General features: G+C 67.9%; 12 protein-coding genes and 1 CRISPR repeat array. Of the genes, 1 reads left to right on the forward strand and 11 read right to left on the reverse strand.

Annotated elements, in window-relative coordinates; translation table 11 throughout:
• Window positions 1-25 precede the first annotated feature (25 nt).
• The 3 genes from ACWPN8_RS16700 to ACWPN8_RS16710 form a co-directional block, all read right to left on the reverse strand.
• Window positions 26-1,834, reverse strand: a complete 1,809-nt coding sequence (locus tag ACWPN8_RS16700; RefSeq protein WP_492241503.1) for a ShlB/FhaC/HecB family hemolysin secretion/activation protein — start codon at window positions 1,832-1,834, stop codon at window positions 26-28.
• The gene (locus ACWPN8_RS16705) at window positions 1,834-7,359 is read right to left on the reverse strand and encodes a beta strand repeat-containing protein (protein ID WP_492241504.1); all 5,526 of its coding nucleotides are present in this window, start codon (window positions 7,357-7,359) and stop codon (window positions 1,834-1,836) included. Before ACWPN8_RS16705 ends, ACWPN8_RS16700 begins: the two co-directional genes overlap by 1 nt.
• A 337-nt stretch (window positions 7,360-7,696) precedes the next feature.
• Window positions 7,697-10,948: a two-partner secretion domain-containing protein gene (locus ACWPN8_RS16710; RefSeq protein WP_492241505.1), complete on the reverse strand. Its 3,252-nt coding sequence runs from the start codon at window positions 10,946-10,948 to the stop codon at window positions 7,697-7,699.
• A 136-nt stretch (window positions 10,949-11,084) separates the two neighbouring features.
• Between ACWPN8_RS16710 and ACWPN8_RS16715 the strand changes: the two genes are divergently transcribed.
• Window positions 11,085-12,350: a helix-turn-helix domain-containing protein gene (locus ACWPN8_RS16715; RefSeq protein ID WP_492241506.1), complete on the forward strand. Its 1,266-nt coding sequence runs from the start codon at window positions 11,085-11,087 to the stop codon at window positions 12,348-12,350.
• Window positions 12,351-12,540: 190 nt separating this feature from the next.
• Window positions 12,541-16,959: direct repeats of the CRISPR family, unit length 32 nt; unit sequence GTTTCGATCCACGCCCCCGCGTAGGGGGCGAC.
• Between the two features lie 171 nt (window positions 16,960-17,130).
• On the opposite strand, the gene cas2 is transcribed toward ACWPN8_RS16715, so the two are convergent.
• The 8 genes from cas2 to ACWPN8_RS16755 all read right to left on the reverse strand — a co-directional run bounded on the left by cas2 (window position 17,131) and on the right by ACWPN8_RS16755 (window position 26,459).
• On the reverse strand, window positions 17,131-17,421 hold the full coding sequence (cas2, locus tag ACWPN8_RS16720) for a CRISPR-associated endonuclease Cas2 (protein ID WP_098734983.1): 291 nt from the start codon (window positions 17,419-17,421) through the stop codon (window positions 17,131-17,133).
• Window positions 17,422-17,427: 6 nt separating this feature from the next.
• Window positions 17,428-18,468: a type I-C CRISPR-associated endonuclease Cas1c gene (gene cas1c, locus ACWPN8_RS16725; RefSeq protein WP_492241507.1), complete on the reverse strand. Its 1,041-nt coding sequence runs from the start codon at window positions 18,466-18,468 to the stop codon at window positions 17,428-17,430.
• Window positions 18,469-18,472: 4 nt separating this feature from the next.
• Complete coding sequence (gene cas4 / locus ACWPN8_RS16730; RefSeq protein WP_492241508.1) at window positions 18,473-19,147, reverse strand: CRISPR-associated protein Cas4; 675 nt, start codon at window positions 19,145-19,147, stop codon at window positions 18,473-18,475.
• Window positions 19,148-19,181: 34 nt separating this feature from the next.
• Window positions 19,182-20,135, reverse strand: a complete 954-nt coding sequence (cas7c, locus tag ACWPN8_RS16735) for a type I-C CRISPR-associated protein Cas7/Csd2 (protein ID WP_492241509.1) — start codon at window positions 20,133-20,135, stop codon at window positions 19,182-19,184.
• A gap of 3 nt (window positions 20,136-20,138) precedes the next feature.
• The gene (cas8c, locus tag ACWPN8_RS16740; protein ID WP_492241510.1) at window positions 20,139-21,947 is read right to left on the reverse strand and encodes a type I-C CRISPR-associated protein Cas8c/Csd1; all 1,809 of its coding nucleotides are present in this window, start codon (window positions 21,945-21,947) and stop codon (window positions 20,139-20,141) included.
• Window positions 21,944-22,606, reverse strand: a complete 663-nt coding sequence (cas5c, locus tag ACWPN8_RS16745; RefSeq protein WP_492241511.1) for a type I-C CRISPR-associated protein Cas5c — start codon at window positions 22,604-22,606, stop codon at window positions 21,944-21,946. Before cas5c ends, cas8c begins: the two co-directional genes overlap by 4 nt.
• A 21-nt stretch (window positions 22,607-22,627) precedes the next feature.
• A complete protein-coding gene (locus tag ACWPN8_RS16750) occupies window positions 22,628-24,934 on the reverse strand; it encodes a CRISPR-associated endonuclease Cas3'' (RefSeq protein WP_492241512.1) in 2,307 nt (768 codons plus the stop codon).
• 439 nt (window positions 24,935-25,373) lie between these two features.
• Window positions 25,374-26,459 (reverse strand): hypothetical protein, encoded by a 1,086-nt coding sequence (locus ACWPN8_RS16755; RefSeq protein WP_492241513.1) that lies wholly within the window; start codon window positions 26,457-26,459, stop codon window positions 25,374-25,376.
• Window positions 26,460-26,491: the final 32 nt, after the last annotated feature.

Raw genomic sequence — 26,491 nt, forward strand, 5'->3', positions numbered from 1 at the left:
TCAAGACGGGATGGGTGGTGGAAGGTCAATAGGTGGCGAAGACGCGGACCTTCAGGTCGAAATGGCCGGCCTGCCGCTTGCCTTCGTCGGCCAGCGCGACCGCGGCTGTCAGGTTCGTCGTCACATGGTCCGCAACGCGGTAGTCGACGCCGAGACCGGTCCCCGCCAGGAACAGGTTGCGGCGCGCGCCGATGTCCTTCCCGACCGCGCCGTCGACGAAGGCGAAGGGCTGGAGGATGTCGTCCCGAACCAGCGGAACGCCGGGCAGGCGCAGCTCGTTGCGCAGGATGACGCCGCGGTCGGCCGCTCCGTTCCCAAGGTCATAGCCGCGCACGGCATAGAGTCCGCCGAGCGCGATCTGTTCGGTGTCGGGCAGCGCCTGCCCGGCGAACTGCACCGTCATTTCGTTGGTCAGGCTGATCCCGCCGCCAAGGTCGGTACTACGGTTCGCGACACCGGTCACATAGCCATAGCGCGCCTTCCGGACCCGGCCGTTCGAAAAGGCGGTCCAGCCCGCATCGTCATTGTTGGCCATCACGCCGCCCGGATTGACCTTGCCGATCAGGCTCAGCGCCGTCGCTCCCAGCCGGTCGCTCCAGCTCCGGTCCCAGCCGAGGCCGACCTGGACGACATCCGCGCGCGCCCGGCCGAGACCGGCGCCATCAAAGAAGGTCCGGCGGTCGAGCGTCTTGGCCTCGACCCCGGCCTGGACGTCGCCGAGATGGACACCGGGCAGCAGGCTGGACAGCGCGGCGCGATAATAGACCGGCAGCTCGAAGAAGTTGTTGTCGGAGGTGAAGGAGCCGTTCCTCTGCCGCGTCGCGACGAAGTTCGGGCTGATCTCGATCGCCTGGCGGGCGGCGGTGGGCAGGACGAAGCGCGCCGAATGGCTGAGATAGTGGGCACGCTCGCCATCGCCGGGGAACAGGCGCCCGGCACCCGCGAACAGGTCGCGCGATCCGGTGGTCTGCCACGACCCGTAGGCATCGCCAAGCTGGGGAAGACCGAATCCGGCACCGAGGAAGAAGCGGTTGCGGTCGGTTTCCCGCGTGCCGGTGTTCGCATAGCCGGCGAAGACCTGCCACGGCTTCTGCGGCACCAGCTCCAGCGTCAGGTCGGAGCGGCCCAGGCCGTCGCCGGGAGAGAAGATGCCCTGGACGCGGCGGTAGGGGTAGCGGTTCAACCAGCGCAGATCCTCGTCGATCCGAGCCACCTCGATCCGCTCCCCCTCCGCACCGCGGATGCCGGAAGCGATGGCGGCGGCGCGCCCGTCACCCTGGCCGTCCGCCTCCCCCTGAATGGAGATTTCCCCCAGGGCGAATTCGATCACCCGCAGGGTCAGGGTGCCGGCGGTGACCTCCTGCGGCGGAATGCTGACCGACACGAAGGGATGGCCGGCCTCGCGGTAAACCCCGGCGATGGCGGCCTGCGCATCGGCGATCAGCGCCATCGACAGCGGCTGCCCGATGAAGCCGGAAAGGGCGGTGCGCAGGTCGTCCCGCAGCGCCTGGTCGGTTTCGGCACCGCCGATGCCGATCCGGCCGGTAAGGATTCCACCGGTGCCGACGTCTGCCCCGCCTGCCGCCCCGCCTGCTGATGGGACGGCGGCATCGCGGCCGATCAGCCTGATGGCGCTCAACTCGACGCCCAATGGGGTCCGGTCCGCCGCGGCCCCGTTGCCGGGGTCGATCGAGAGTGTGTTGGACGGTTCGGCCGGCCGGGGCGGCGGGTTGCGTTCGACCGGCAGGGATTGCGCCAGCACTCCCCCACCCGTCAGGGCAAGGGCACCTAGCGCCAGGGCACCGAAGGACAAACGGAAGACGGTCGGGGACATCAGGGGGACTTCACACTCAGGAAGGTTCCGAGGAAGCGGTTGGCGGGATGCGGAAGCGAGGCGCAGCCTTCGCCGCCCGCGGCCCCGCAGACGTCTTGCGCGCCGTCCTTGCGGGTGTCGGCGACCTCTTGGCCGGTGACCTCCGACGCGGGCGCTGCCGACATGGAGGCCGGTGACGCGGACTCCGACGATCCTCCCGCTTCGGCCGGGCGGCCGGGGGTTGCGATGGCCGGTCCCGACAGAGTGACCGGTTCGATCAGGCGCGCCGGCAGGATGGCGGCCAGACCGGACGGCTGGGGCGATACCGTCAGCAGCCCCGGCGTGAAGCGCAGGTCGTAATTGTCCCCGGCGGTCAGGCCGCCCTGCGTGATGGCATAGGCTCCGGCCGGCGATGCCGCCGTCGCCAGGGTTTCCGGCAGGCCGTCGATCCGGTCGCCGTCCAGCGGCCCGGGGCCGACAATCCGGTAAGTCAGGGCCGGGTTGGCGGTGCCGGACAGCCGGACGGCATCGTCCGCCGCGACCGTCAGCAGTCTCCGGCCGATCGTCAGCCTGCCATCGGCATGGCGGATCACATAGTTGCCGCTGGCCGCCCCCGACAGCGTCCCACCGGTCGCCGTGATGCGGTAGCCGGCCCCGGCCGCCGACCGCGAGCGGGCGTCGGTGGACAGGGTGACGCCCGACAGCAGGGCATCGGTCTGGCCGTTCTTCCAACCAGTCACCGAATATCCCAGCGCAGGCACGGCGTCGCCATAGACCATCGTGCCGTCGGAGGCACTGACCGTCAGCAGGGCCGGCGTGACCGAGAAGGTGCCACCGGCATGGCTGAGCCTGTAATTGCCGGCCGCCACCCCCGACAAGGTGCCGCCCGCCGCCATGGTGCGGTAGCCGGTGCCGACGTTCGAGAGGGAGGTTGCGTCGGTGGAAGCCGTGACGCCCGAGAGCAGCCCGTCACCCTGGCCGTTTTTCCAGCCGGACACGCTGTAGCCCAGCACCGGCACGGCATCGCCATAGACCATGGTGCCGTCCGCCGCGGTCACCGTCAGGGTGGCGGGCGTCACCGAGACTTTGCCGTCTACATGGTTGAAGCTGTAATTGCCGGCCGCCGCGCCCGACAGCGTGCCGCCCGCCGTCATGCTGCGATAGCCGGTGCCGACGTTCGAAAGCACCGTCGCATCGCTGGAGACGGCGACGCCCGAGAGCAGCCCGTCACCCTGTCCGTTCCTCCAGCCCGACACGCTGTAGCCCAGCACCGGCACGGCGTCGCCATAGATCATGGTTCCGTCGGCCGCCGTCAGCGTCAGGGTGGCCGGCGTCACCGAAAGGCTGCCATCCAGATGGCGAAGCGTGTAGTTGCCGACGGCGGCGCCCGACAGCGTCCCGCCCGTCGCGGCGATGCGGTAGTCTCCGACATTCGATTGCGCGGTGGCGTCGGTCGAGACGCCAACCCCCGCCAGCAGGCTGTCGGTCTGACCGTTCTTCCAGCCCGCCACGCTGTAGTCCAGACCCGGCACGGCGTCGCCATAGACCATCGCGCGGCTGCCGGCCGTCACCGTCAGGATGGCCGGCGTCACCGAGAAGCTGCCGCCGACATGGTCCAGCGTGTAATTGCCGGCGGCGGCCCCCGACAGCGTCCCGCCCGTCGTGGTCGTGCGGTAGGAGGTGCCGACATTCGACAGGGAGGTGGCGTCGGTGGAGGCGGTCACGTCGGACAGCAGCCCGTCGCCCTGGCCGTTCCTCCAGCCCGATGCCGTATAGCCCAGCACCGGAACGGCGTCGCCATACACCATCGTGCTGTTGGCCGCCGTCACCGTCAGCGTGGCCGGCGTCACCGAGAAGCCACCGTCCACACGGCTGAAGCTGTAGTTGCCGGCGGCGGCCCCCGACAGTGTGCCGCCCGTCGTCATCGTGCGGTAGGAGGTGCCGACATTCGACTGCGATGTGGCGTCGGTCGAGACGGTCACGCCCGACAGAAGCGCGTCGGTCTGCCCGTTCTTCCAGCCCGTCACGCTATAGCCGGTCAGCGTCGGCACGGTGTCGCCATAGACCATAGTGCCACCGGCCGCAGTCAGCGTCAGCGTGGCAGGCGTCACAGAGAAGCCACCATCCACACGGTTGAAGCTGTAGTTGCCAGAGGCGGCGCCCGACAGCGTGCCACCCGCCGTCATGGTCCGGTAGGACGTGCCGACGTTCGAGGTGGAGGTGGCGTCGGTCGAGACGGTCACACCCGACAGATGCGCGTCGGTTTGGCCGTTCTTCCAGCCCGCCACGCTGTAGCCGGTCAGTGTCGGCACGGCGTCGCCATAGACCATGGTGCCGCCGGCCGCCGTCACCGTCAGGGTGGCCGGCGTCACCGAAAAGGCGCCGTCCGCACGGGCAATCGTATAGTTGCCGGAAGCGGCACCGGAGAGCGTCCCACCCGTCGCCGTGGTGCGGTAGGAGGTGCCGACATTCGAGGTGGAGGTGGCGTCGGTCGAGACGGTCACGCCCGTCAGCAGTTCATCGGCATGCCCGTTCTTCCAGCCGGACAGGCTGTAGCCCAGCGTCGGCACGGCGTCGCCGTAGACCATCGTGCCGTCCGACGCCGTCACCGTCAGGGTGGCCGGCGTCACCGAAAAGGCCCCGTCCGCACGGGCAATCGTGTAGTTGCCGGTGGCAGCACCTGAGAGCGTGCCACCCGCCGTCATGGTCCGATAGGCGGTGCCGACATTCGAGGCGGAGGTGGCGTCCGTGGAAACCGTGACGCCCGACAGCAGCCCGTCGCCCTGGCCGTTCTTCCAGCCCGCCACCGAATAGCCGGTCAGCGTCGGCACCGCGTCGCCATAGACCATCGTGCCGCCGGCCGCCGTCACCGTCAGCGTGGCGGGTGTCACCGAGAAGCCGCCGTCCACACGGGCAACCGTGTAATTGCCGGTGGCAGCACCGGAGAGCGTCCCGCCCGCCGTCATCGTCCGGTAGGTGGTGCCGACGTTCGATTGAGACGTCGCGTCCGTGGAAATCGTGACGCCCGAAAGCAGGGCGTCGGTCTGGCCGTTCTTCCAGCCCGCCACTGAATAGCCGGTCAGCGTCGGCACGGCGTCGCCATAGACCATCGTGCCGCCGGCCGCCGTCACCGTGAGCGTGGCGGGCGTAACCGAGAAGGCCCCGTCCGCACGGGCTATCGTATAGTTGCCGGTGGCGGCACCGGAGAGCGTCCCGCCCGCCGTCATCGTGCGGTAGGCCGTCCCGACGTTCGACTGAGATGTCGCGTCCGTGGAAACCGTGACGCCAGACAGCAGCCCGTCGCCCTGTCCGTTCTTCCAGCCCGACACCGAATAGCCGGTCAACGCCGGCACGGTGTCGCCATAGATCATCGTGCCGTCTGACGCCGTCAGCGTCAGGGTGGCCGGCGTCACCGAAAAGGCGCCGCCCACATGGCTGAGCGTGTAGTTGCCGGCGGCGGCCCCCGACAGCGTGCCACCCGTCGCCGTGGTGCGGTAGGAGCTGCCGACATTCGAAGCGGAGGTCGCATCGGTGGAGACGGTCACGCCCGACAACAGGGCGTCGGTCTGGCCGTTCTTCCAGCCGGACAAGCTGTAGCCCAATGTCGGCACTGCGTCGCCGTAGACCATCGTGCTGTCCGATGCCGTCACCGTCAGGGTGGCGGGCGTCACCGAGAAGCCGCCGTCCACTCGGGCAAACGTGTAGTTGCCGGTGGCAGCACCGGAGAGCGTCCCGCCCGCCGTCATGGTGCGGTAGCCGGCACCGACGTTCGAGGCGGAGGTGGCGTCGGTCGAGACCGTGACGCCCGACAGCAGGGTGTCGGTCTGTCCGTTCTTCCAGCCCGTCACCGTATAGCCGGTCAGCGCCGGTACGGTGTCGCCATAGACCATCGTGCCGTCCGAGGCCGTCACCGTCAGGGTGGCCGGCGTCACCGAGAAGGCGCCATCCGTACGGGCAATCGTGTAGTTGCCGACGGCGGCCCCCGACAGCGTGCCGCCCGCCGTCATGGTGCGGTAGGAATTGCCGACATTCGAGGTTGAGGTGGCGTCGGTCGAGACGGTCACGCCCGACAGCAGCGCGCCGGTCTGGCCGTTCTTCCAGCCCGTGACCGTAAACCCCGTCAGCGTCGGCACGGTGTCGCCATAGACCATCGTGCCGCCGTCGGCCGTCAGCGTCAGGGTGGCAGGCGTCACCACGGCGCCGACATTCACCACGCGGGCCGCCCCGCCGAGGCCGAAGCTGCCGGTCACGCCCGACACGTCCACAAGGTTCAGATAGGTCCCGACATTGGCGCCGGACGCCAGGGTGCTGCTCGCCCCGCCGCTGATCCGGTTCCAGACCGACCCTCCCAGCACGGCGATGGGCACAGTCGCCGGATCGTCGCCATAGACGGTGTTGTGGGCGAGGCCGACCGCGCCGGACACGCCGAACAGCAGCGGCGCGTCGGTGCCGTCGGCCGGCGCCCAGGCCAGGGCGTCTAGGCCGCTGAAGCTGCTCGCGTCGCGCATCTGCGTGCCGGTCAGCCCGGTCATGCCGGTGGGGGTGCCGGCCCCGGCACCGTCCGCCCGGCCGCTGGACTCGGTGTTCCAATAGGACAGAGTGACGGTACCGTCGTTGCGTCCGGCCAGCCCGCCGAGTGCGATGCCTTGCCCGGCCACGGCGCCGGTGGCGTAGGACTGGGCGATGCTGCCGCCCGTCCCGTTGGTCCCGGCCAGTCCGCCGACCCGGTCGCCCTGTCCGGTGACCGCGCCGGTGGCATAGGTCTGCAGGATGGTGCCGTCATTGACGCCGGCCAGCCCGCCGACGCCGTCGCCCTGCCCGGCCACCGTGCCGGCGGCATAGGATTGACGGATGGTGCCGCTGTTGCTGCCCGCCAGCCCGCCGGTACCGGCCCCCTGTCCGGTCACGCCGGCGCGGGAGAAGGACTGGAGGATGGTGCCGCTATTGGTCCCGGCGATGGCGCCGACCCGGTTGCCGCCGGTGACGGCGCCGGTCGTGTCGAGGCCGACATTGCTCACCGTGCCGCCGGTGCCGATCTTGCCGAACAGGCCGACATCGTCGCTCGCCGGCCGGTTGATCGTCAGCCCGCGGATCAGATGGCCGCGCCCGTCGAAGCTGCCGGTGAAGCCGGCGCCCGCCAGCGGGGCGAAGCCGCCCGTCCCCCAGATGCCGGCGGCACTGGCGCCCGACGTGGCCTGGGCGTCGATGTCGGCGCCGAGTCGGTAGGACCCCGCCGGGTTCGCATCGATCAGCTGGAGCTGGTGGAGGTTGGTGATGGCGGCGACCCCGTCGCTTCCCGCCTTCGCCGCCTCCCACCGCCCGATCGGTCGCATGTCCCCGGACTGGTACCAGTCCTTGGTGAAATCCCAGCCGACATAGGAGGATGCCTGTCGCGCCTCGGCCGTGGTCAAGCCGGTCAGGCCGGTCACCACCTTGTTGCCGACGCCGTTCTGCTGTCCGCTGGTCTGCGTGTCCCAATAGGAGTTGGTGATGGTGCCTTGAGTATGCTCGCCGATGAAGCCGCCGACGTTGGTGGCTCCTGTCACACTGCCGGAGGCATAGGACTGATCGATCCCTGCATAACTTCTTCCGACAAGCCCTCCAGCCCGATTCCCTGCCGCAGTGACCGATGCGACCGCGTAAGATCGTTTGATCCGATCCAAGGGGGATTGTGAATTTCCAACAAGACCACCAACAATACTTTGGCCGGAAACACTTCCAGTGAAGTAAGAGCTTTCGATAGACACTCCACCTTCAATAGATCCTACAAGACCTCCAACAAAAATTTGTCCAGTAAAATGACCATCGGTAATTCCAATATTTTTGATAATGGCATTATTACTAGCAGATCCAACTGCTTGGCCAAAAAATCCGACGTACCTCTCATTTGGACGGTTGATGAATAGTCCTTTGATTACATGACCGTCGCCATCGAAGTTTCCTCGAAATCTGACGCTTAAGTTCCCAATCGGATAAAATCCGCGCTCGCCCCAGATCCCCGCGGGGTTGGCGCCTGCGGTTTCGGACGCGTCGATGTCCATGGCCAACCGATAGCTGCCCTTGGGATATTCGGTCCAGCCATCGCTCGCGTTTATCAGGACGAGCTGATGCAGATTGCTGACGACCCTGTAGCCGTCCGCTCCTGTCCTGGCCGCCTCCCATACCCCGATGGGCCTGAAGTCCGGGCCTATATCGAAGATATTCGAGTACCATTTGTAAGTACCGGAGCTGAAATAATTCCCGTCCGCTACGGTGCTGGAATCCCGGATCTCGTCTGAGGTCAGGCCTCTCAGTCCGGTGGTCGTACCGCTGTCGACACCGACGCCATTCCCAAGACCGGTGGTCTGCGTGTCCCAAAGGGAATTCAGGACCGTGCCGCTGGTCGGCACCGATCAGGCCGCCGGCATCCTGCCCCGTCACGGCGCCGGTGGCGTAGCTCTCGGTCACCGTGCCGCCATTGTCGCCGATCAGGCCGCCGACCGACCTCGTTCCCGTCACGCTGCCCAGGGCGTAGGCTTCGGTCACCGACCCTGCGGTCATCCGTCCGACCAGGCCGCCCGCCTGATCGCCCCCCGCTGTCACGGCGCCGCTGGCATAGGCCTGGAGGATCGTCCCGCTGTTGCTGCCGACCAGCCCGCCGGCCGCACCGCCCTGTGCCGTCACCGCGCCGGTGGCGAAGGACTGGCCGACCGTCCCGGCGTTGCTGCCGACCAGCCCGCCGACCTCGCCGCCCCGCCCGGTCACCGTGCCGGTGGCCGACGCCCAGGTCACCATCCCGGCATTGCTGCCGGCCAGGGCTCCCACCCGGTTCGACCCCAGCACGCTGCCGCCGACCATGCGGACACCCCGCACCACGCCGCCGGCGCCGACGACGCCGAACAGGCCGACATCGTCGCTGCCCGGCCGGTTGATCGTCAGCCCGTCGATGGCATGATCCCAGCCGTCGAACCGCCCTGTGAAGGGGGTGGCGGCACTGCCCAGCGGGACGAAGCCGGCGCCGCTGTTCCAGCCGGCGGTGGCCTGCGCATCGATGTCGCGGCCCAGCGCGTAGGTGCCCGCCAGATTGCTGGCGATGGCCTGCAAATTCTCCACCGAGTTCACCAGCATGAAGCCGGTCACCGTCGTGCCCGCCCCGGCGATGCCGGAATAGTCGGTCGGCGCGGTGTAGGCGGTGGGATTGTAGAGGATGGACGCTCCGCCGGTGGCCGTGACGGTGGCCCCCGCGTCAAACCGCACCGTTCCCGTCCCGATACCGCCGTAATCCGACCACAGCACCACCTGCGCACCGCGCATGGCGGCGCTCACCGTGACGTCGCGCTTGGCCAGCAGCGAAAGGTTGGACCTGGTTTCGCCGGTGACGGCCGCATTCACCGCGATGTCGCGGCCGGCCTTCAGCACGATCATGCCCTCGTCGCCCTGGGCGGTGAGGGCGGCATTCACCCTGATGTCCCGGTACGCCGACAGGGTGAGCATCGTCGACTGGTTCCAGGTGAACGGTGCCGCCACCGTGATGTCGCCGGCCTGGGTGCCGCCGTCCCCCGTCGTTACCAGGACATTGGCCCAATCCAGCGCCGACTTCAGCGTGTTCACGTTCAAAACGCTGTCGTCGCCGCTGGCGCTGAAGCCGGACATCCCGCTGTCGGCGGCATCGGAGATGGTCAGGTTGTAGGGGTCGAGCAGCAGCGTGCCGAAGCCCGCCGTCCCGCGCAGGTCCGCCGTGCCGGTGAAGGCCAGACGCGCCTTGCCCGACACCTCCGCGTCGCCGCCCTTGCCGGCGCCCCGCGCCGAAACCGCTCCGGCGAAGGCGGTGTCACCGTCGGACCACACGACCAGCCGGCCGCCGTCCCCCCGCGTCCCGTCGGCGCGGAGTTGCGCCCCCGCCTCCACCGTGACCGTCCGCGCCGTCGCCACCGGCTCGGCGAGGTAGCGCGTCGCCGCGGTCCGGCCGCCCTGGTAGTCGCCGCCGACCAGCAGCGTGCCACCTGACGCGCCCGATACGTCCAGCGCCGCCTTGCCGGTCAGCACCACCGCCTTGCCGGTCGCCACCAGCGTCCCGCCGGCCCCGGTCGCTCCCGAGGCGTCCAGCCTGTCGGAAACCGTCACCGCCCCACCCGAGACGCGGATGTCGCCGCCCGCACGCTCCGGCCGCCGCGAGGGGCGCGGCTCCCGCCTAACGGTCTTCCCCGCGCTCTCCGCCTTCGCGGTGTCCGGTTTCGCCGCGTCGGGACGCCGGTTCTCCTCCCCGGTCCGGCGCTGCGCCACCACCGGGCTCTCGACAGCGACGCTGCCGCCGTCGCCGGCCGTCAGGAAGACGCGCCCGTCCCGCTTGGCGACGCCCGTCGCCTTGACCACGCCGCCGGTGTTGCCGGCGAGCGCGTAGACGCTGCCGCCATTGGCCCGCATCTCGGCGTTGGCCGCCGCCAGCGTGCCGGCATTGACCGCCTCGGTGTCGGACCCGCCGACCTTGACCGCGAAGCGTCCCTCGGCGTCGGCCGTCTCCTTCGCCAGCACCTCGTAGCCGGCCAGCAGCGCCGCCGTTCCCTTCGGCGCCGAGATCTTGCCCTCGTTGCGCACGGAGCGGGCGATCAGCGCCACGTCGCCGCCGCGCGAGGCGATGGTCCCCATATTGACCACGGCGGCCTTGGAGTCCCCGGCGAAGGTCAGGTCGCGCTGGGCGGCGAAGGCGGCGTCGGAAACATCGTGGGTCGAGGCGTAGAAGCCGCCGCCGGTATCGACCCGCCCCTCCTTGCCGACGACGATGCCGGCGCGGTTGACCAGATAGACCGATCCGGTGGCGGTCAGCGAACCGTCGATGCGGGAGGGCAGATTGCCGGTGACGCGGTTGAGGGTGGCGCCGGCGCCGTTCTCCACATGCACGGATTTGCCGCTGCCGATGGAGAAGCCCTGCCATTCGACGGTGCCGGTGCGCGACCCCTGTTCGATCCGCAGGCCGCCGGGCTGCTCGACGATGCGCCCCGACCCGGCGGTGAACCGCCCGCCGGTCGGCAGAGCCTCGTCGGCCGCCGCGGAATGCAGGGGGGTGAGCGCCGTGCAGCTCATCAGGGCGAACAGCAGGCCACCCGGGCCGATGAGCTGTCCGGCGGAGCGTGGCCGCCTGTCGGTCGAATGTCGCATGCCTCTGACGCCAACCTCTGTCGGGTGGGCGGCGAAAGGGGCGCGGCCGGTGCGCGGCGTAGAGGCAGCCACGTCCCGGCGACCCATCGGCCCACGGTAATTTTTTTAGTCGAGGGCGCAATTTACCGGATCGTCCATGGTTACACTCGTCGATCCGTCCCAAAGATTTGACATTGCGTCTCAATACGAGAGTTCGGGCCGACGGCGGGGGACCGGGCTAAACCGCGATCTTGCAGGCGACGACGGACGCCTGCTATCGACACCGGTGTCGGTCGCGCGGCGAGGCTTCGGAACAATGAGGCAAGTCATCACGATGGGACCCCGTGAGGCGGCGGAACGCCGGTCGATCCCGACGCTGTCGTTCGATCCGCAGGAAACCACGGGCCGGGCCGGCTTCACCCGGTGGCGTGACCTGCTGTCGATCCTTTTCGAAGCGGAACCGGCCGGCGCGGCGGACGAGACCGGCCTCGCCGGATCGGCGACGGCCTTCCATCTCGGGAGCCTTCTCATGCTGCGGATCGGCGGGCCGGCAATGGCCCTGCGCCGCACCAACGCCACCATCGCCCGAGGCGCCTTGGACCATTGCATGGTTACGCTCTATCTCGAGGGTGGCTGCACCGTCTCGAAGGGGGGGAGTACGGTCGCAATGCGCACCGGCGACATCGGGTTCCTGAATTTGGGGTGTCCCGTCACCGTCGAGACCTCCGCGTTCCAACTGCTGGCCCTGCTGATCCCCCGGGACGGGCTGGCCCCCCTGGTCAAGGTGCCGGAAGCCCTGCATGGGCTGGTGCTGCCTGCGGATTCGGCGGTCGGGATGCTCCTGAACGACCATTTGCGCGCCCTCGACGCGCAGCTTCCCGCTCTGGACGCCTCCGCGGCGATGGCGGTCGCCGACGGAATCGCCGGGCTGATCGCCGCATGCGCCGGATCGGCGATCGACGCCCGCAGTCCGGTCGATGAACCGCGGGGGGCGCTGCTCGACCGCATCAAGGAGTTCATCGAGATGAAGCTCGAAGCTCCCGAACTCGGGACCGCCCTCATCTGCGACAGCTTCGGCCTGTCGCGCTCGGCTCTCTATCGGCTGTTCGAACCGCTGGGCGGGGTGGCGAAGCATGTGCGGGACCGGCGGCTGGCGCGGGCACTGGATGATCTGGTGACCCCCCGGCAAGACCGCCCGCGGATCGTCGACATCGCCTACCACTGGGGCTTCGGCTCCGAAGCCTCGTTCATCCGGGCCTTCCGGACCAACTACGGCATGTCGCCCGGAGAAGCACGGGAAACGGCCCGGTATGTGCGGCGGACCGCCCGGAAGGACGCCGCGGCGATAGAGCGCGTCCTTCATCGCTGGATGCGTTCGCTGACGCCGCAGGCGTCACAAGGCGGAGCGATCCGGCGGAGTTGACCGTACTGTCAGCTTGGCCGACCGGCGTTGCGGGCCCGGGCGCGAATGCGGTTCGCGTTTCCATCCACGCCCCCGCGTGGGGGGCGACGCGGCAGCATGTGCCAATAGGTGCCGATGCGGTTGTTTCGATCCACGCCCCCCGCGCAGGGGGCGACTGCCGCTCAGGCCGATGTGGTCAAGGCACCTGCCTGTTTCGATCCACGCCCCCGCATGGGAGGCGACGCGTGCCGGTCAGCCACGTCTCGGCCGGCTTGGTGTTTCGATCCACGCCCCCGCATGGAGGGCGACCAGCCCGGCACCCCGGCGGTGCAGTGGCCGCTGCCGTTTCGACCCACGCCCCCGCGCAGGGGGCGACGCGATCAGGTCGGATCCGAAGGTGCCGAAGGTCCAGTTTCGACCCACGCCCCTGCGTGGGGGGCGACTCCTCGGTCCCCGCCGTGAATTCGGCCTCTTCGGTGTTTCGATCCACGCCCCCGCGTAGGGGGCGACGACGGCGCCGGCTCCGCAGTGCCGTAAAGGCGGCGGTTTCGATCCACGCCCCCGCGTAGGGGGCGACTGGGAGCTGGCCGACCCTGGCCACGCCAAGCTGCTGTTTCGATCCACGCCCCCGCGTAGGGGGCGACTGGAAAGCCTGAAAGCGGCGCTCGCGGTCTATCCGGTTTCGATCCACGCCCCCGCGTAGGGGGCGACCACAGCCTACCTGCTTGCGAAAATGTCCCCTGACGTTTCGATCCACGCCCCCGCGTAGGGGGCGACCCCGTGGGATTTCGCGATCCTCAAGCTGGGCAAGTTTCGATCCACGCCCCCGCGTAGGGGGCGACTGACCGAGCTGCGCGTCACCCGCCTGTTGATCGAGTTTCGATCCACGCCCCCGCGTAGGGGGCGACTCCCAGACCTTGCGGGCGCCGGGGGTACGGCTGTCGTTTCGATCCACGCCCCCGCGTAGGGGGCGACGGCTGCACACCCGCAGGGACAGGCTGTTCGTTTCGTTTCGATCCACGCCCCCGCGTAGGGGGCGACCTGGCCGCCGTCGGGTTGAGGCTGCGCCCTGTGCCGTTTCGATCCACGCCCCCGCGTAGGGGGCGACGGGTCCTTACGGATGCAGACCTCGGAGTGGTAGATGTTTCGATCCACGCCCCCGCGTAGGGGGCGACCGAGGCGGAGCGCCCACAGCACGATGTCGGCCTGGTTTCGATCCACGCCCCCGCGTAGGGGGCGACTTCTGGTGCCGGGGTTTCAGGTCACCAGCCATAGGTTTCGATCCACGCCCCCGCGTAGGGGGCGACAGGCGTGGGAGGAGACCTCCGGCGCCGTGACGGCGTTTCGATCCACGCCCCCGCGTAGGGGGCGACTGATGCGGGACGCGGACACCGAGATCGACAGCATGTTTCGATCCACGCCCCCGCGTAGGGGGCGACATCAGGCCGAAGGTGTTTTCGCCGGTCAGGTCGCAGTTTCGATCCACGCCCCCGCGTAGGGGGCGACCGGCGCTACCGCCTACGTCTACGACGGCGATTGGGTTTCGATCCACGCCCCCGCGTAGGGGGCGACTCGGCCGTTCCGCGCGCCATCGGTATTGCGCACCAGTTTCGATCCACGCCCCCGCGTAGGGGGCGACGCAGCGTCAAGCGCTATTCGGGCTACGAGGCGGTGTTTCGATCCACGCCCCCGCGTAGGGGGCGACCGGGGGCGGGGTCTTTGTGGTTCGGCTCCGGCATGAGTTTCGATCCACGCCCCCGCGTAGGGGGCGACGCCATCACCTCGCAGGTGGGCAGCAATGCCCGCCTGTTTCGATCCACGCCCCCGCGTAGGGGGCGACCGCAACTGGACCGGGGCGGCCAACGCATCGCAGTTGTTTCGATCCACGCCCCCGCGTAGGGGGCGACCGTTTTGCATCCGGCTTGCTGGCCGCAAGTTTGAGTTTCGATCCACGCCCCCGCGTAGGGGGCGACCGAGCGCCACCAGGCGCGCGGTTTGGTCAGGGTCGTTTCGATCCACGCCCCCGCGTAGGGGGCGACTTCCGCGCATGGATCGGCCGGGATGTCGCGATGATGTTTCGATCCACGCCCCCGCGTAGGGGGCGACCCAGAACGGGCGCCAATTCCTCGAAGCCGGGGAAGTTTCGATCCACGCCCCCGCGTAGGGGGCGACAGTTGCGGATCATAGCCGTTCAGCCCCGAGATTCTTGGTTTCGATCCACGCCCCCGCGTAGGGGGCGACACGTCGTCGTCGTCGACCAGCTTTCCCGTGTACTGGTTTCGATCCACGCCCCCGCGTAGGGGGCGACCGGCGAGGCCGGTATCTGGCTCGGCACCAGCGAGGTTTCGATCCACGCCCCCGCGTAGGGGGCGACTGACGTGCGCCTCAACGATGCCGACGATCAGAACGTTTCGATCCACGCCCCCGCGTAGGGGGCGACCCCACCGAACTTCGCCTCGATGTCCGCGTTCGTGTTTCGATCCACGCCCCCGCGTAGGGGGCGACCAGCTATGCCCGTGACCAAGTGCCGTTGGCCTTCGTTTCGATCCACGCCCCCGCGTAGGGGGCGACCGGCCGAACAGCGTCTCAAACTGCGTCGCCTGCTGTTTCGATCCACGCCCCCGCGTAGGGGGCGACTGGTGAGCGTGCCGCCGCCCATCGCGGCCAAGCTGTTTCGATCCACGCCCCCGCGTAGGGGGCGACTGACGTACCGGGCGAAGAGTTCGTCAGCGGCGGCGTTTCGATCCACGCCCCCGCGTAGGGGGCGACTTGTTGCAAGGGGTGCGCCATGTTCTCGACGAAGTTTCGATCCACGCCCCCGCGTAGGGGGCGACGCGAGAAGCTGGCCGTCCTGCACGCGCAGGGCCTGTTTCGATCCACGCCCCCGCGTAGGGGGCGACCTGACGGACAAGCATGGACGGCCGATACCGCCGATGTTTCGATCCACGCCCCCGCGTAGGGGGCGACCGATGGCCGGGAGCAATGTGACTGGCATGGTCGCGGTTTCGATCCACGCCCCCGCGTAGGGGGCGACTCAAGATGCCTGCCGACGCTGGATCAACCGCGAGGTTTCGATCCACGCCCCCGCGTAGGGGGCGACACGCCAGCCTCGTCTATGACGCGCTCCAGACCCGGTTTCGATCCACGCCCCCGCGTAGGGGGCGACGTCAGTCATGGGTGGCGCTCCCTTGGGCCTGCAACGTTTCGATCCACGCCCCCGCGTAGGGGGCGACGGTTCACGCACACGTCGCTGTTCTCCCAACGCTGTTTCGATCCACGCCCCCGCGTAGGGGGCGACACTTCCTCAGCGCCGCTCATCTGGTAGTCGATGATGTTTCGATCCACGCCCCCGCGTAGGGGGCGACCTCGCGCATCTGCTCCACCGCGGACAGCAGGGCGGTTTCGATCCACGCCCCCGCGTAGGGGGCGACCGGCGCCATTGTCGGCGAGTGCGACGTCGGTGCGGTTTCGATCCACGCCCCCGCGTAGGGGGCGACCTTCTGACGGATGCGCTCGCGCTCGTCCATTTCGGTGTTTCGATCCACGCCCCCGCGTAGGGGGCGACGCCCTGACCTACGCCCGGAACTGGCTGGTGCAGTCGTTTCGATCCACGCCCCCGCGTAGGGGGCGACGCCATTGCCGTTGCCGCCGCCAACACGGCTGTCGGTTTCGATCCACGCCCCCGCGTAGGGGGCGACACGACAACTGGTGGTCTGGTCAGTACACCGATCTTGTTTCGATCCACGCCCCCGCGTAGGGGGCGACCTCTCCTCCGAAGCGATCCACTCCAGAAAGGCGCGGTTTCGATCCACGCCCCCGCGTAGGGGGCGACGCGGACAGGTCAGGGTGCGACGGGGCAAAGACCTTGTTTCGATCCACGCCCCCGCGTAGGGGGCGACGGTGATGTGATGACCGCAGTTACTTTCCCCAACGGTTTCGATCCACGCCCCCGCGTAGGGGGCGACCATAGAGACCCTTGGCAGCGGTTTGCCCGATACCGTTTCGATCCACGCCCCCGCGTAGGGGGCGACGGCAGCGGCCCAAGCGTTGCTGTGGGAAGGCTGTGTTTCGATCCACGCCCCCGCGTAGGGGGCGACCAGGCGCGGCTACGCTCAACGTCGATGGCCTGGGTTTCGATCCACGCCCCCGCGTAGGGGGCGACGCGCGGGTGCGGTTGCTCGTGGATATCAACCTCGTGTTTCGATCCACGCCCCCGCGTAGGGGGCGACCCCCGCTTTTGCAGGATCATCTGCCGCTGCTGTTGTTTCGATCCACGCCCCCGCGTAGGGGGCGACCTCCGTGACTTGGCCCGCCAGCACGGCGTGACGCGGTTTCGATCCACGCCCCCGCGTAGGGGGCGACTCCGGCCGAACAGCGTCTCAAACTGCGTCGCCTGCTGTTTCGATCCACGCCCCCGCGTAGGGGGCGACCGGCCTCAGTCTCCAGCCTCGTTACCAGGGCAGGGTTTCGATCCACGCCCCCGCGTAGGGGGCGACCTGACCGGCCTCATGGTCAATCAGGTCATCGGCCTGTTTCGATCCACGCCCCCGCGTAGGGGGCGACACGACAACTGGTGGTCGGGTCAGTACACCGATCTTGTTTCGATCCACGCCCCCGCGTAGGGGGCGACTGCCAGTCAATATCCACTTGTTCAGGAGCCCACAATCCCGGATCGAGCGCGAACCACTCGTGCGCCCCACTCTGTCGGGCGTCGCTCACTATGCCATAGAAGCTAAGTCGTTGACAGCGCTGCGGTGCGGACCTCCCAGGAGTTTCCTGTCCGCTTTGGGTTCGCGCACGCTCAGAACACCAGCGTCCCGTCGAGGTCCAGCGCGGGCTTGGCGCCGACATGTTCAATGCGACGGCTCGCATTGGCGCCAAGATGGTAGAAGCGCAGGCTGTCTGTGCTCTGGTCGATTTCACCGAGCAGGCGGGCACGCAGCGCAGTCCATTGTGCCGGATCGACCTCACATTCGAACACGGAAAACTGAACCCGCTGGCCGAAATCCCGGCATGCCTTCGCAACCCGGCGCAATCGGCGGCGGCCGGCCGCGTCCTGGGTGTTCACGTCATAGGTGATCAGCATCAGCATGGCCGGTCATTTCCAAAGAAAGGGCGGGTAGCCGTCCAGGTCACCGCGCAGATGGCGGGCAAGCAGCTGCGCCTGAATGTGCGGGACCAATCCCAGGCTGACCTTCTCGTTCAGGAACGGGTGGGTGATTTCATCCTTCTTGCGCTCCTGATAGGCGGCAAGGACCGCTTTGCGGGCATCGTCCCGCAGCAGCACGGCACCGCCCTCCATATAGGTGAAATCCTTCGGCCCGATCTGCTGGCGATTGATCAGCGTCAGAACGACCCGGTCGGCCAGCACAGGACGGAACTCCTCCATCAGATCAAGGGCGAGGCCGGCACGGCCGGGAAGGTCGCGATGCAGGAAGCCGACCTGCGGGTCCAGGCCGACGGATTCCAGCGCCGAGCGGCAATCGTGCCCGACCATGGCGTACAGAAAGGACAGCAGGGCGTTGCAGGCATCCCGCGGCGGACGGCGGCTGCGACCGCGGAAGCGGAAGGCATCATCGTCGCGGCGGATCAGATGGTCGAACGCACCGAAATAGGCATTGGCGGCATCCCCTTCATGGCCGCGCGCGACGTCGATGCTCCCCGCCTCCATCACCCGGCGTGCCACATCTCCCAGGCGGCGCTGGGCATCGTCCAACCCAGACCGGCCGGTCTGCCCCATCGAAGACCCATGGTCCCGCAGCGCGCGGCGCAGCACCGCACGCTGGTTTGCTGCCTTCGCCGCCACGATGGCGCGGACGATGACGAGCCCGGCCTCCGGATCGTCGGCCACCCGATACTGACGTCGGCGCAGCAGCACATTTCCACTGCACGGCCCCTCCACCCGCGCCAGGAACTTGCCGTGTTCGGTCAGGAAGGAGACCGTCACTCCAGCTTCGGCACAGGCCCCCATCAGCGGTGGCGACATGCCGACCCGGCCGAAGCAGACGATGCCGCCCATCATGTGCATGGGCACGCGGCCGATTTCCCGCCGCTCCACCTCCACCACGATGTTGGCGCCGTCCTTGGACAGCCATGCGCCTTCGGTGGTGACGAACATCGTATTCAAATGCTGGCGCATGGAATCAGGAGTCTCCCCGGTCGGTGTCTCCACGGTCATCGGGCGGCATCGCGTCTTCGCCGTCTTCCAAGTGCCGGACAAGCCAGTCGGCAACCGGCGGCGGACGGCCCAGCCGGCGTGGCCGACAAAGCTCGATCATCGAGCAGTTCCGGCATTTGGCCGCCTCGTAGACCGGCGGCGGGGTGCGGCCCGACTCGATCATGGAGCGAACGGCGGCCGTCGTCCGTTCGGTCAGCTCCCGCAACTCGCCGTCGAGCCGGACAACGACACGCCGCCGGTTCTCCCCATAGAAGAGTGCCCCCTCGGCGATGTCCGTGTGGAACATTTCTTCCAGGCACATGGCCTGGGCGCAGAGCTGGACCTCGTCCGCCCGATGGGCCTTGGGCCGGCCGCGCTTGTATTCGACCGGATAAGGCCGCTGCTCGGGGCCATGCAGTTCGACCAGATCGGCGACGCCGGCAAGGCCAAGCCTCCGCGAACGCAACGGCATCGACCGCACCGTGCGGACGGCCCCCCGCCTGTCCCGGCCGCCCGCATCCACCGCGTCATGCAGCAGCCGGCCTTCGACGGTGAAGGTGTTCTCCTGCCACTGCCGCTCGACATGGATCAGGGCGCATTGGCGGGGACAGAACAGCTGGTGCTGCAACGCCGACAGGGGAAGAAGATCATCGTCGTCCATACCGCCCCCTTCCCCGGCTGACTGCCCGCTTGGTTCAGAACTTCTCGATCATCGTCACCCCGGTCGGCACGTGCGCCGCATCCAGGGTGATCCGGTAATCGGCGAAGCGCCGGGCCGGCGGCAGGTTGCCGGTGCCGGGGCCGTCCAGCTCGTAATCCTCGCCCTGGAAGTGCCGTTTTACGGTGACGAGGTCGAACAGGCGATGGGCGGGAGCGTTACCGAGCGCGCTGTCGTGACGGAACAGGAGCAGCTTGCGGCCGGCCATCTCGCCGCGGGCAGCCGAGCGGTCATGGTCGAACATCCCCTCCAGCGCGGTCCACAGCAGGTCCAGGTCGTCCTCGTCGAAGCCGGTCCCCTCCGCCAGCTTGGCGGAGATGTAGCCATGGCAGCGATACAGGCCGTAGGGGACGACATGCTTGCGCCCCATGGTGCGGTTGTCGCGGCGCCCATCATCCGCCGGGTCGCCATCCTTGCGCTCCTTCGCCTCCTTCTCCGAGGTGGCGGCCATGCGGGTGATCGAAATCTCCAGCGGCAGGATCGGCTCCACCGAATGGGCGAAGGACAGCTGGACCGGCCCGCGCACCTGCCCGCAATTGATGCTGGTGCTCATCACTGCGCCGAAGCTGCGGACGTCGAAGAAGTTGTCGCACATGAACTGCCGGACGGCCTTTTCCTCCGCTTCCTTGGGCGACAGCTTCTTCGCGCTCTCGACATCCTTGTCGTCCGGGCGGACCGCGCGGTAGGCGGCACGGTGCTTTTCGTTCAGGATCGCCCCTTCCTGGACATAGATGCCGTAGCGCGGCTCGCCGTCACGGCTGAGCGCGGCGAAGTTGCGGATCTTCCGCTTCAGGCAGACGTCGGTCACCAGCCCCTTGTTGGTTTCCGGGTCGAGCCGAGGCAGGTTGCCGGCGTCAGGATCGCCGTTCGGGTTGCCGTTGGTGACGTCGAACAGATAGACGAACTCGTAGCGGTTCTGGATCGCGGACATGGTTCAATCCTCGGAGACGGTCTGTTCGGTGGCGGCGGCCTGCTCGTTGGAAGCGGCGGCCTTGCCGGAATAGCGCTGGTGGTAATAGCCGATGGCAAAGCGCCCCTGATCCTCGATGCGCAGCGAGCGCGGGAAGCCGCTGTCCAGACCGCCGAGGATCTGGCCGATTTCCCCTTCGAACCAGCCGCCGAGCCGGGGCTTGTCGCCCTTGCGCAGCACCGCCAGATGGTGGTTGCTGTTGCGCAGCAGCATGGGGAAGACGCTGGCCGGGGTGGCCGACGCCGCGCCGAAATAGCGGTCGCGGATGCTGGCGTTCACATCCCCCAGGGCCGCCCGCTGGGCACCCTCCAGCACGGCGAACAGACGGCCCAGCCGGTAGGCCGGGTTCGCCTCGTCTCGGTTCAGACTCACGGGTATCTCCTCCGTCTTCTTCGTTCCCAGGCGGGAGTCGCGGTTTAGGCAGGCTCGGCAGATCGCGGCCTTGACACCGTTCACCGGGTCGCCGGCCCGCATGCGGGTGATGACCGCCGCCAGCAGGCTGCGGGGATAGCGGCCGCCGGTCAGGATGGCGCGCATCACCTCCCCGGCCAGTTGCGGCGCGATGTTCTCGGTCTTGCCGAGCGGAGCGGTCTCGCGCAGCAGCATCCAGACCGCCGGCGCGGTGCGCCAGGGCGCGGGATCGATCCGCAGATCCTCCCAATGGCGGCCGACACGTTCGGCGATGGCCGCGAAGCTGTCCTCCAGCCAGAAACGCACCGAAAGCCGGGCGATGTTCGGGGACAGGCCGAGAACGTAGAAGCGCGTCCGTTCGTCCAGTTCCGGGGCAATCTCCCGCACCGGTCGCCCCTGACTGACAGGAAGCAGGGCGTTGCGGATCGCCTGCGCCTCGTCGGCATCCTCGGCCGGCGGTGGACTGAGCAAATCGTGGAACAGCACTTCCGCCTTCTGGGCGGACTCCTCTCCGCCGGAGGCATCGGCCCAGAACACGGTGGTCGCGTCGCCGATCACCAACCGGTTGCCACTGCCCCGCGCCAGCAGCGCATTCAGGGCGGCGCCATACCCGAAGGCCGCTGCCTCCGACACCGGCGCGTTCAGCCCCTGCTCCTTGCCGTAGGAGGTGAAGGCGTCGTTGTTGAAGGAGACGATGGAGGCGCCGGAACTCTGCGCGTCCATCACCCCCTTGATCGCCGGGTGCAGGCGGGCGATCGGCTGGCGCGTTCCCGTTACCAAGCAGATTCCTTCACCCCCGGCACCCTCGGCCACCGCGCGCTCCCAGATGCGCCGGGCGGCGGGACGGTCGTGCAGGAAGCGCGGCTCCCCCTGATCATTCCGGTCGCCGTTGAGCATGAACATGAAGTTCTGGTCGAGCATGGCGTCGGTGAAACCGCAGGCGTCGAAACGGTCGGCCGACCAGCCATCGAGGAAGCGCAACAGGGCGGCCAGCCCGGCATCCTCGGTTCCGGCCAGCAGTCGACGGTGCAACTCCTGGAAGGCTGCATGGTTGGCCGGATGGGCAACCCGCTGCCGCGTCACCTTGTCCACCCCAAGGCCAAGCACGAACTTGCCGTTGTCCCACAGGAAGAAAGAGCGCGGTGTGGTTCCCGGACGCTTGAAGGATTGCGGCACCGCCGTCGGGCGTGGTTCCGCCTTTTTTCCCGACAGGCTCTGCCAGGGCAGAATTTCCACCGTCTCGCCTTCGGGCGACAGGACGATGATGTGGGCGATCCGCTCCGTCGAATAGCCGAAGGGCGGCACCTCGCCATGATCGGCAAGGCGGCCATAATAGCCATTGAGTGCGGCAAGGACGGTCATGACCGCACCTCCACCGAGTTCAGCGGCGGCACTGCCATCACTCCGTCGCGCAGCGCCGCGCGGAAGAACAGCGAGGTCATGTCGTTGGCATGGTCGATGTCGAGCAGCATCCAGCCGAGGTCGCGTTCACGCTGGTCCGGCAGCAATTCCGACACCGGTGCGGCGCCATCCTCCAGCAGGGCGAAATTCGCTGGGAACTCCCGCACGCCCAGGCAAGGCTGCTGGAAGCACTGTCCGCTGGCCGCACGGCGGTTGAACATCGACAGATGCTTGGCCTCGCTGTCGCCCGGTCCGGCGCGCTCCGTCAGTTCGAAATGGGCATGGATGACATAGGCGACGTCGACCAGCAGGGTGGCGGCGCGCTGCTGCCGGTTCTCCTCCGCCACCATGCGCAGGTCCTCCACCGCACCGGCCTTCATCGCCTTGCGCACGGCGGCGGTGGGCACGCGCGACCCGACCTCGTTGCGGCGGATCGATTGGAAGCGGATCGGCTTCAGCACCTCGATGGCGTCGATTACCCAGCGGATCGCCGGCTTCCAATGGATTGCCTCCAGGATGCCGCGCGCCGCCGACGGCGTCATAACGTCGTAAGACACCCGCTCGACCTTCATTTCCGGCCGGGTGAAGCAAGCGCGGTCGCCCCACACGTGAAGTTTCACGCCGTAGGCCATGGCTCTCCCTCAAAAAATGCTGGTTTCGAACCGCCGGAAGGTAGGATCCTCCCAATCCAGCCCGACGTCGGGGTGGTAGAGGTCGCCGTTGACCAGCGCGACGAACTGGTCGCCGAACTCACCGCTCCGGATGCACTCCGCCGCCCCGGCCTTCAGCAAGCCGGCACGGGCCGAACGGGGAACCTGGACCAGATAGGGCTGCAGGGCGCGGGCAATCCCCCCGGTCTTGTCCGCCGGAGCGTGGCGCAGGGCGTCGAGCAGGCGCGGGACGGCGTCCGGCTCACCGGCAGGACAATAGGGTACGATCACCGGCACCAGCGGCGACTCGATGATCCGGAATGCCTTGGAGATGTCGGCGAAGGGGAAGTCGTGCTTGCGCCGATGAAGACGCAGGGCGTTCAGGATGCCGCGGATGGCGTTCGGCCCCTCCCCCACCAGGGCAGCATCCAGGTCCTCGTCACCGCGCAACCAGTAGACCTGCTGGAAGTAGGCGCGCAACGTGTCGAGAGCCAGCGGGTCGTCATGGGCGCGAAGAACGCTAGCGGCTGTTTGGGCAAACAGCGCCAACTCCACCGGCGGCCGGTAGCCTTCTTCCTCCGGGCTCTCGAAGACGAAGACGCGCCCCAACTCGGGCAACTCGCCGTTCCGGTTGCAGCGGCCCGCTGCCTGCGCGATGGAATCGAGCCCGGCCATCGCCCGGTAGACGACGGGAAAGCTGAAATCCACCCCAGCCTCGACCAGGGAGGTCGAAACCAGCCGGACGGTCTTACCATCCTTGATGTCCTGGCGGATGGCCGCCAATTCCGCCCGGCGGTGCTTGGCGCACAGGCAGGTGGACAGATGTCGTGCCCCCTCGGCCACTGCGATCCGCCGGTGCAGGTCGCGGGCATGCCGACGGCTGTTGACGATGCACAAGGCTTGGGGTTCGTTCAGCAGCCGTTCGGCAAGCGCCTCGTCGGGCAGCGGTTCGGCGATGGCGCTGACAGTCACCCGTTTCAGCCGGCGGTATAAGTCAGGCGGGTTGGGCGCCAGTTCCCTCACCCTGTCCAGGCCGCCCTTAAAGCCGGCTTCCGTCGTCACCGCCGGCTGGGTCGCCGTACACAGAACCACTGAACTCCGATAGCCGCGCGCCAACTCGCGCAGCGCCTCCAGGCAGGGCCGCAACACCTTCAGCGGCAAGGTTTGCGCCTCGTCCAGGATCACCACCGACCCGGCGATGGCATGCAGCTTCCGGCAAGCCGACGGGCGGTTGGAGAACAGGCTTTCGAAGAACTGCACCGCGGTGGTGACGACCACCGGCCGGTCCCAGTTTTCGGCGGCGAGCCTCAGCTTGCGGGCACCGTCCTTGCCTTCATCGTCGGACGCGTTGCCGTCCGCCGGTTCGAAATCGAAGCCGCTGTGATGTTCCAGCACGGCGTCATCGCTGCCCAGGGCGTCGCGGAAGACCGCTGCCGTCTGTTCGACAACGGAGGTGAAAGGGATCACATAGATGACCCGTCGCAGCCCATGCCGAACCGCATGGTCCAGTGCGAAGGCCAGCGACGACAGGGACTTGCCGCCGCCAGTCGGCACCGTCAGCGAGAACAATCCCGGCTCGTCGTCTGCTCTCGCCCGAACCGCAGTCAGCACCTCCGCCCGCAAACTATCGACCGCGCTGGTCCGTCCCTCAAATTGGGCCAGATGCGTGTTCAATCGGTCACGAAGATCGGCGACCGTGAGCGGGCACCCCCGCTCGACTGGCTCGTCATGCAGATCCGCATAGAATCGCTCCGTCTCCAGCCGATCGGCATCGACGAGACAGGAAAAGAGCATGCGAATGAGGAAAGCGGCTGAGAACTCGTGCGTGAACCCCTCCGACAGCACCGGCGCAGCCAGAACGACCGACGTCGGCGCGATGTCGAGGTCGGGCGTCAGACAGCGTACCGGCAGGGGCGTGGCGGCCCCGGCTGCCAGCCGGTCTTTCAGCGACGACAGTCCACCGCTGGCAATGCCGCCGTTAGCCAATCCGGCATGATGGCCGGCGATCCCATAGGCCATCATCCGGCCGAATGGCGTAGCGTAGTTGCGCTCAGCGATAACGGCACCGGCGGTGGAATGGTCGACGCTCGGCCCTTGGCCCCGGATATAGGATTGGAAAGCGTCCCGCGCCTTGCCGATGTCATGGAGCGCCCCCATGGCCCGTGCAAGCTCTTGGCCGCCGAACGTGGCGGCAAGCCTCCTCGCTTGGTCGGCGACCTTGGTCAGGTGAGCCGCCAAAGGCTCCCAAAGCACTTCGTCCTGACCGGGAACAGAATGCGCGTATACCACTGCACTCATAAAATGATCCGCGATCTATAAACTCTTTCGAATTGTCACCATGCGCCATGCTCCATCTTTGAGCAAGAATTTATGATTTTTCTCGTAAAAGAAGTTATTTGTGTACATATCCTGTGTCCAAATCGGCCGCAGCAAGCATCTGCCATTGTTCAGTCACGTCCCTATCGGCGGTAACCGATCGGGTATAACCGGGACCCAGCGCCAAGAGTAGGCACCTCAATACCATCAGGAGCCTATCTTGCCCGCTATCAGCCAACTCGACAAATTTCGCCTTCTGGATGCAGTGGCCTGCGTCCTGCGGCCGGCACAGCGAACGGAACCCTCGTCGGAACGATCCCCAGATAACTAGCCGGGATGCGGCCCCCGGAAATCAGTGGCGGCCGCATCCCAATCGTCTCATTTCCGGTTTTCGGATGCTCATGTTCAGCCCATGTTGCGGTCAGCCACGGGACCGCAGCCATATGATGTCCCTGGGCTGCTCCGCCTTGTGTGAGACCAGCACCTCCCAGTTTCGACCTTCGGCGACAAAGCGTGCGTACACGCGGCCTGTGTCGTCCTGGCCGTTGGAAATGTGCCGTTCCCACCAGCGGTCGGCTCCCTTCACCTTCTTCCAGTTCGGTGGCGTCCCGGTAGTCCCGTCGGCGAGTTCCGCCAGCGCCCCATAGAGGAAGCGCCGGTCGGAGAACTCGACCGCAACCACGTCCAGGCTGGACCGAAGCAGGCGGATGCGCGGCAGCAGCCCGGCGAAGACGGCGGCAACCTCGTCCTTCAGCCGGCCGGTTGCCGGCGGACTCGGCGAGCGAGGGGTTTCGAGTGCAAGCACTTCGGCAGCAATCCGGTGCTTCGCCTCTTCGGCCAACGCCTTCTGAAGGTCATCCAATTCGGCGCGCAGCCGGTCGGCGACCTCCCCGCCATCATCCTGGATGGGGACCGATGCCTGCTCGGCCAGCGCCAAGCGCAGACGGGCGACCTCGGTCTTCAATGACGCCGCTGCGGCTTTCGCCTGAGCCAACTCGCCCTCCACGAGCCGGAGTCGCAACTCCGCCATGCTCGCGGGCGCCTCAGCAGGCCGCAGCAACCCGTCCAGCAGGGTGCGGATATGGTCGGCCAACGGCTGCGGCGCGGCGGATGGGCTCTGGAACCGGACGAACCAGTCGGCCGCCAGCCCGTCCACCAGATCGCCCAGATAGCGCCCGTGCCGAAGAACCGTTAGCCCGCCTGCCGCAAGCCGGGCCGCCGCCTGTTCACGGTCGATCACCGACCCCTGAATCAGCAGATAGGCCTCCCCCACCCCCTCGACCATGGTAAAGCGCGCATCGGCCCGCGATGCGCGGACCGCCAACGGTGAAGCAGTGCTAGGCACGACGGCCTCACCCGCGATGTCGATGCGCTCACCCTCCAGCAGCGGATAGGCCAAACCCCGCCAGATCGCCGCCGTCCGCTGATCGGGTAACAGAGTCGTGCGGCAGTCGCGCCTCTCCAAGAGTTGCGCACCGTCATAGATCGAAACGCTTATAGCGGTCATTGGCGGCACCGTTAGCGTATTTTCAAGAAATT

This window comes from Azospirillum sp. UENF 112521, from assembly GCF_058780665.1.

Bases quoted from the DNA above. Each gene is read 5' to 3' on its own strand.
- cas8c (WP_492241510.1), bottom strand. From the start codon at position 21,947: ATGACCGTCCTTGCCGCACTCAATGGCTATTATGGCCGCCTTGCCGAT.
- ACWPN8_RS16710 (WP_492241505.1), bottom strand. From the start codon at position 10,948: ATGCGACATTCGACCGACAGGCGGCCACGCTCCGCCGGACAGCTCATC.
- ACWPN8_RS16715 (WP_492241506.1), top strand. From the start codon at position 11,085: ATGGTTACACTCGTCGATCCGTCCCAAAGATTTGACATTGCGTCTCAA.
- cas2 (WP_098734983.1), bottom strand. From the start codon at position 17,421: ATGCTGATGCTGATCACCTATGACGTGAACACCCAGGACGCGGCCGGC.
- cas1c (WP_492241507.1), bottom strand. From the start codon at position 18,468: ATGCGCCAGCATTTGAATACGATGTTCGTCACCACCGAAGGCGCATGG.
- ACWPN8_RS16755 (WP_492241513.1), bottom strand. From the start codon at position 26,459: ATGACCGCTATAAGCGTTTCGATCTATGACGGTGCGCAACTCTTGGAG.
- cas7c (WP_492241509.1), bottom strand. From the start codon at position 20,135: ATGTCCGCGATCCAGAACCGCTACGAGTTCGTCTATCTGTTCGACGTC.
- ACWPN8_RS16750 (WP_492241512.1), bottom strand. From the start codon at position 24,934: ATGAGTGCAGTGGTATACGCGCATTCTGTTCCCGGTCAGGACGAAGTG.
- cas4 (WP_492241508.1), bottom strand. From the start codon at position 19,147: ATGGACGACGATGATCTTCTTCCCCTGTCGGCGTTGCAGCACCAGCTG.
- ACWPN8_RS16700 (WP_492241503.1), bottom strand. From the start codon at position 1,834: ATGTCCCCGACCGTCTTCCGTTTGTCCTTCGGTGCCCTGGCGCTAGGT.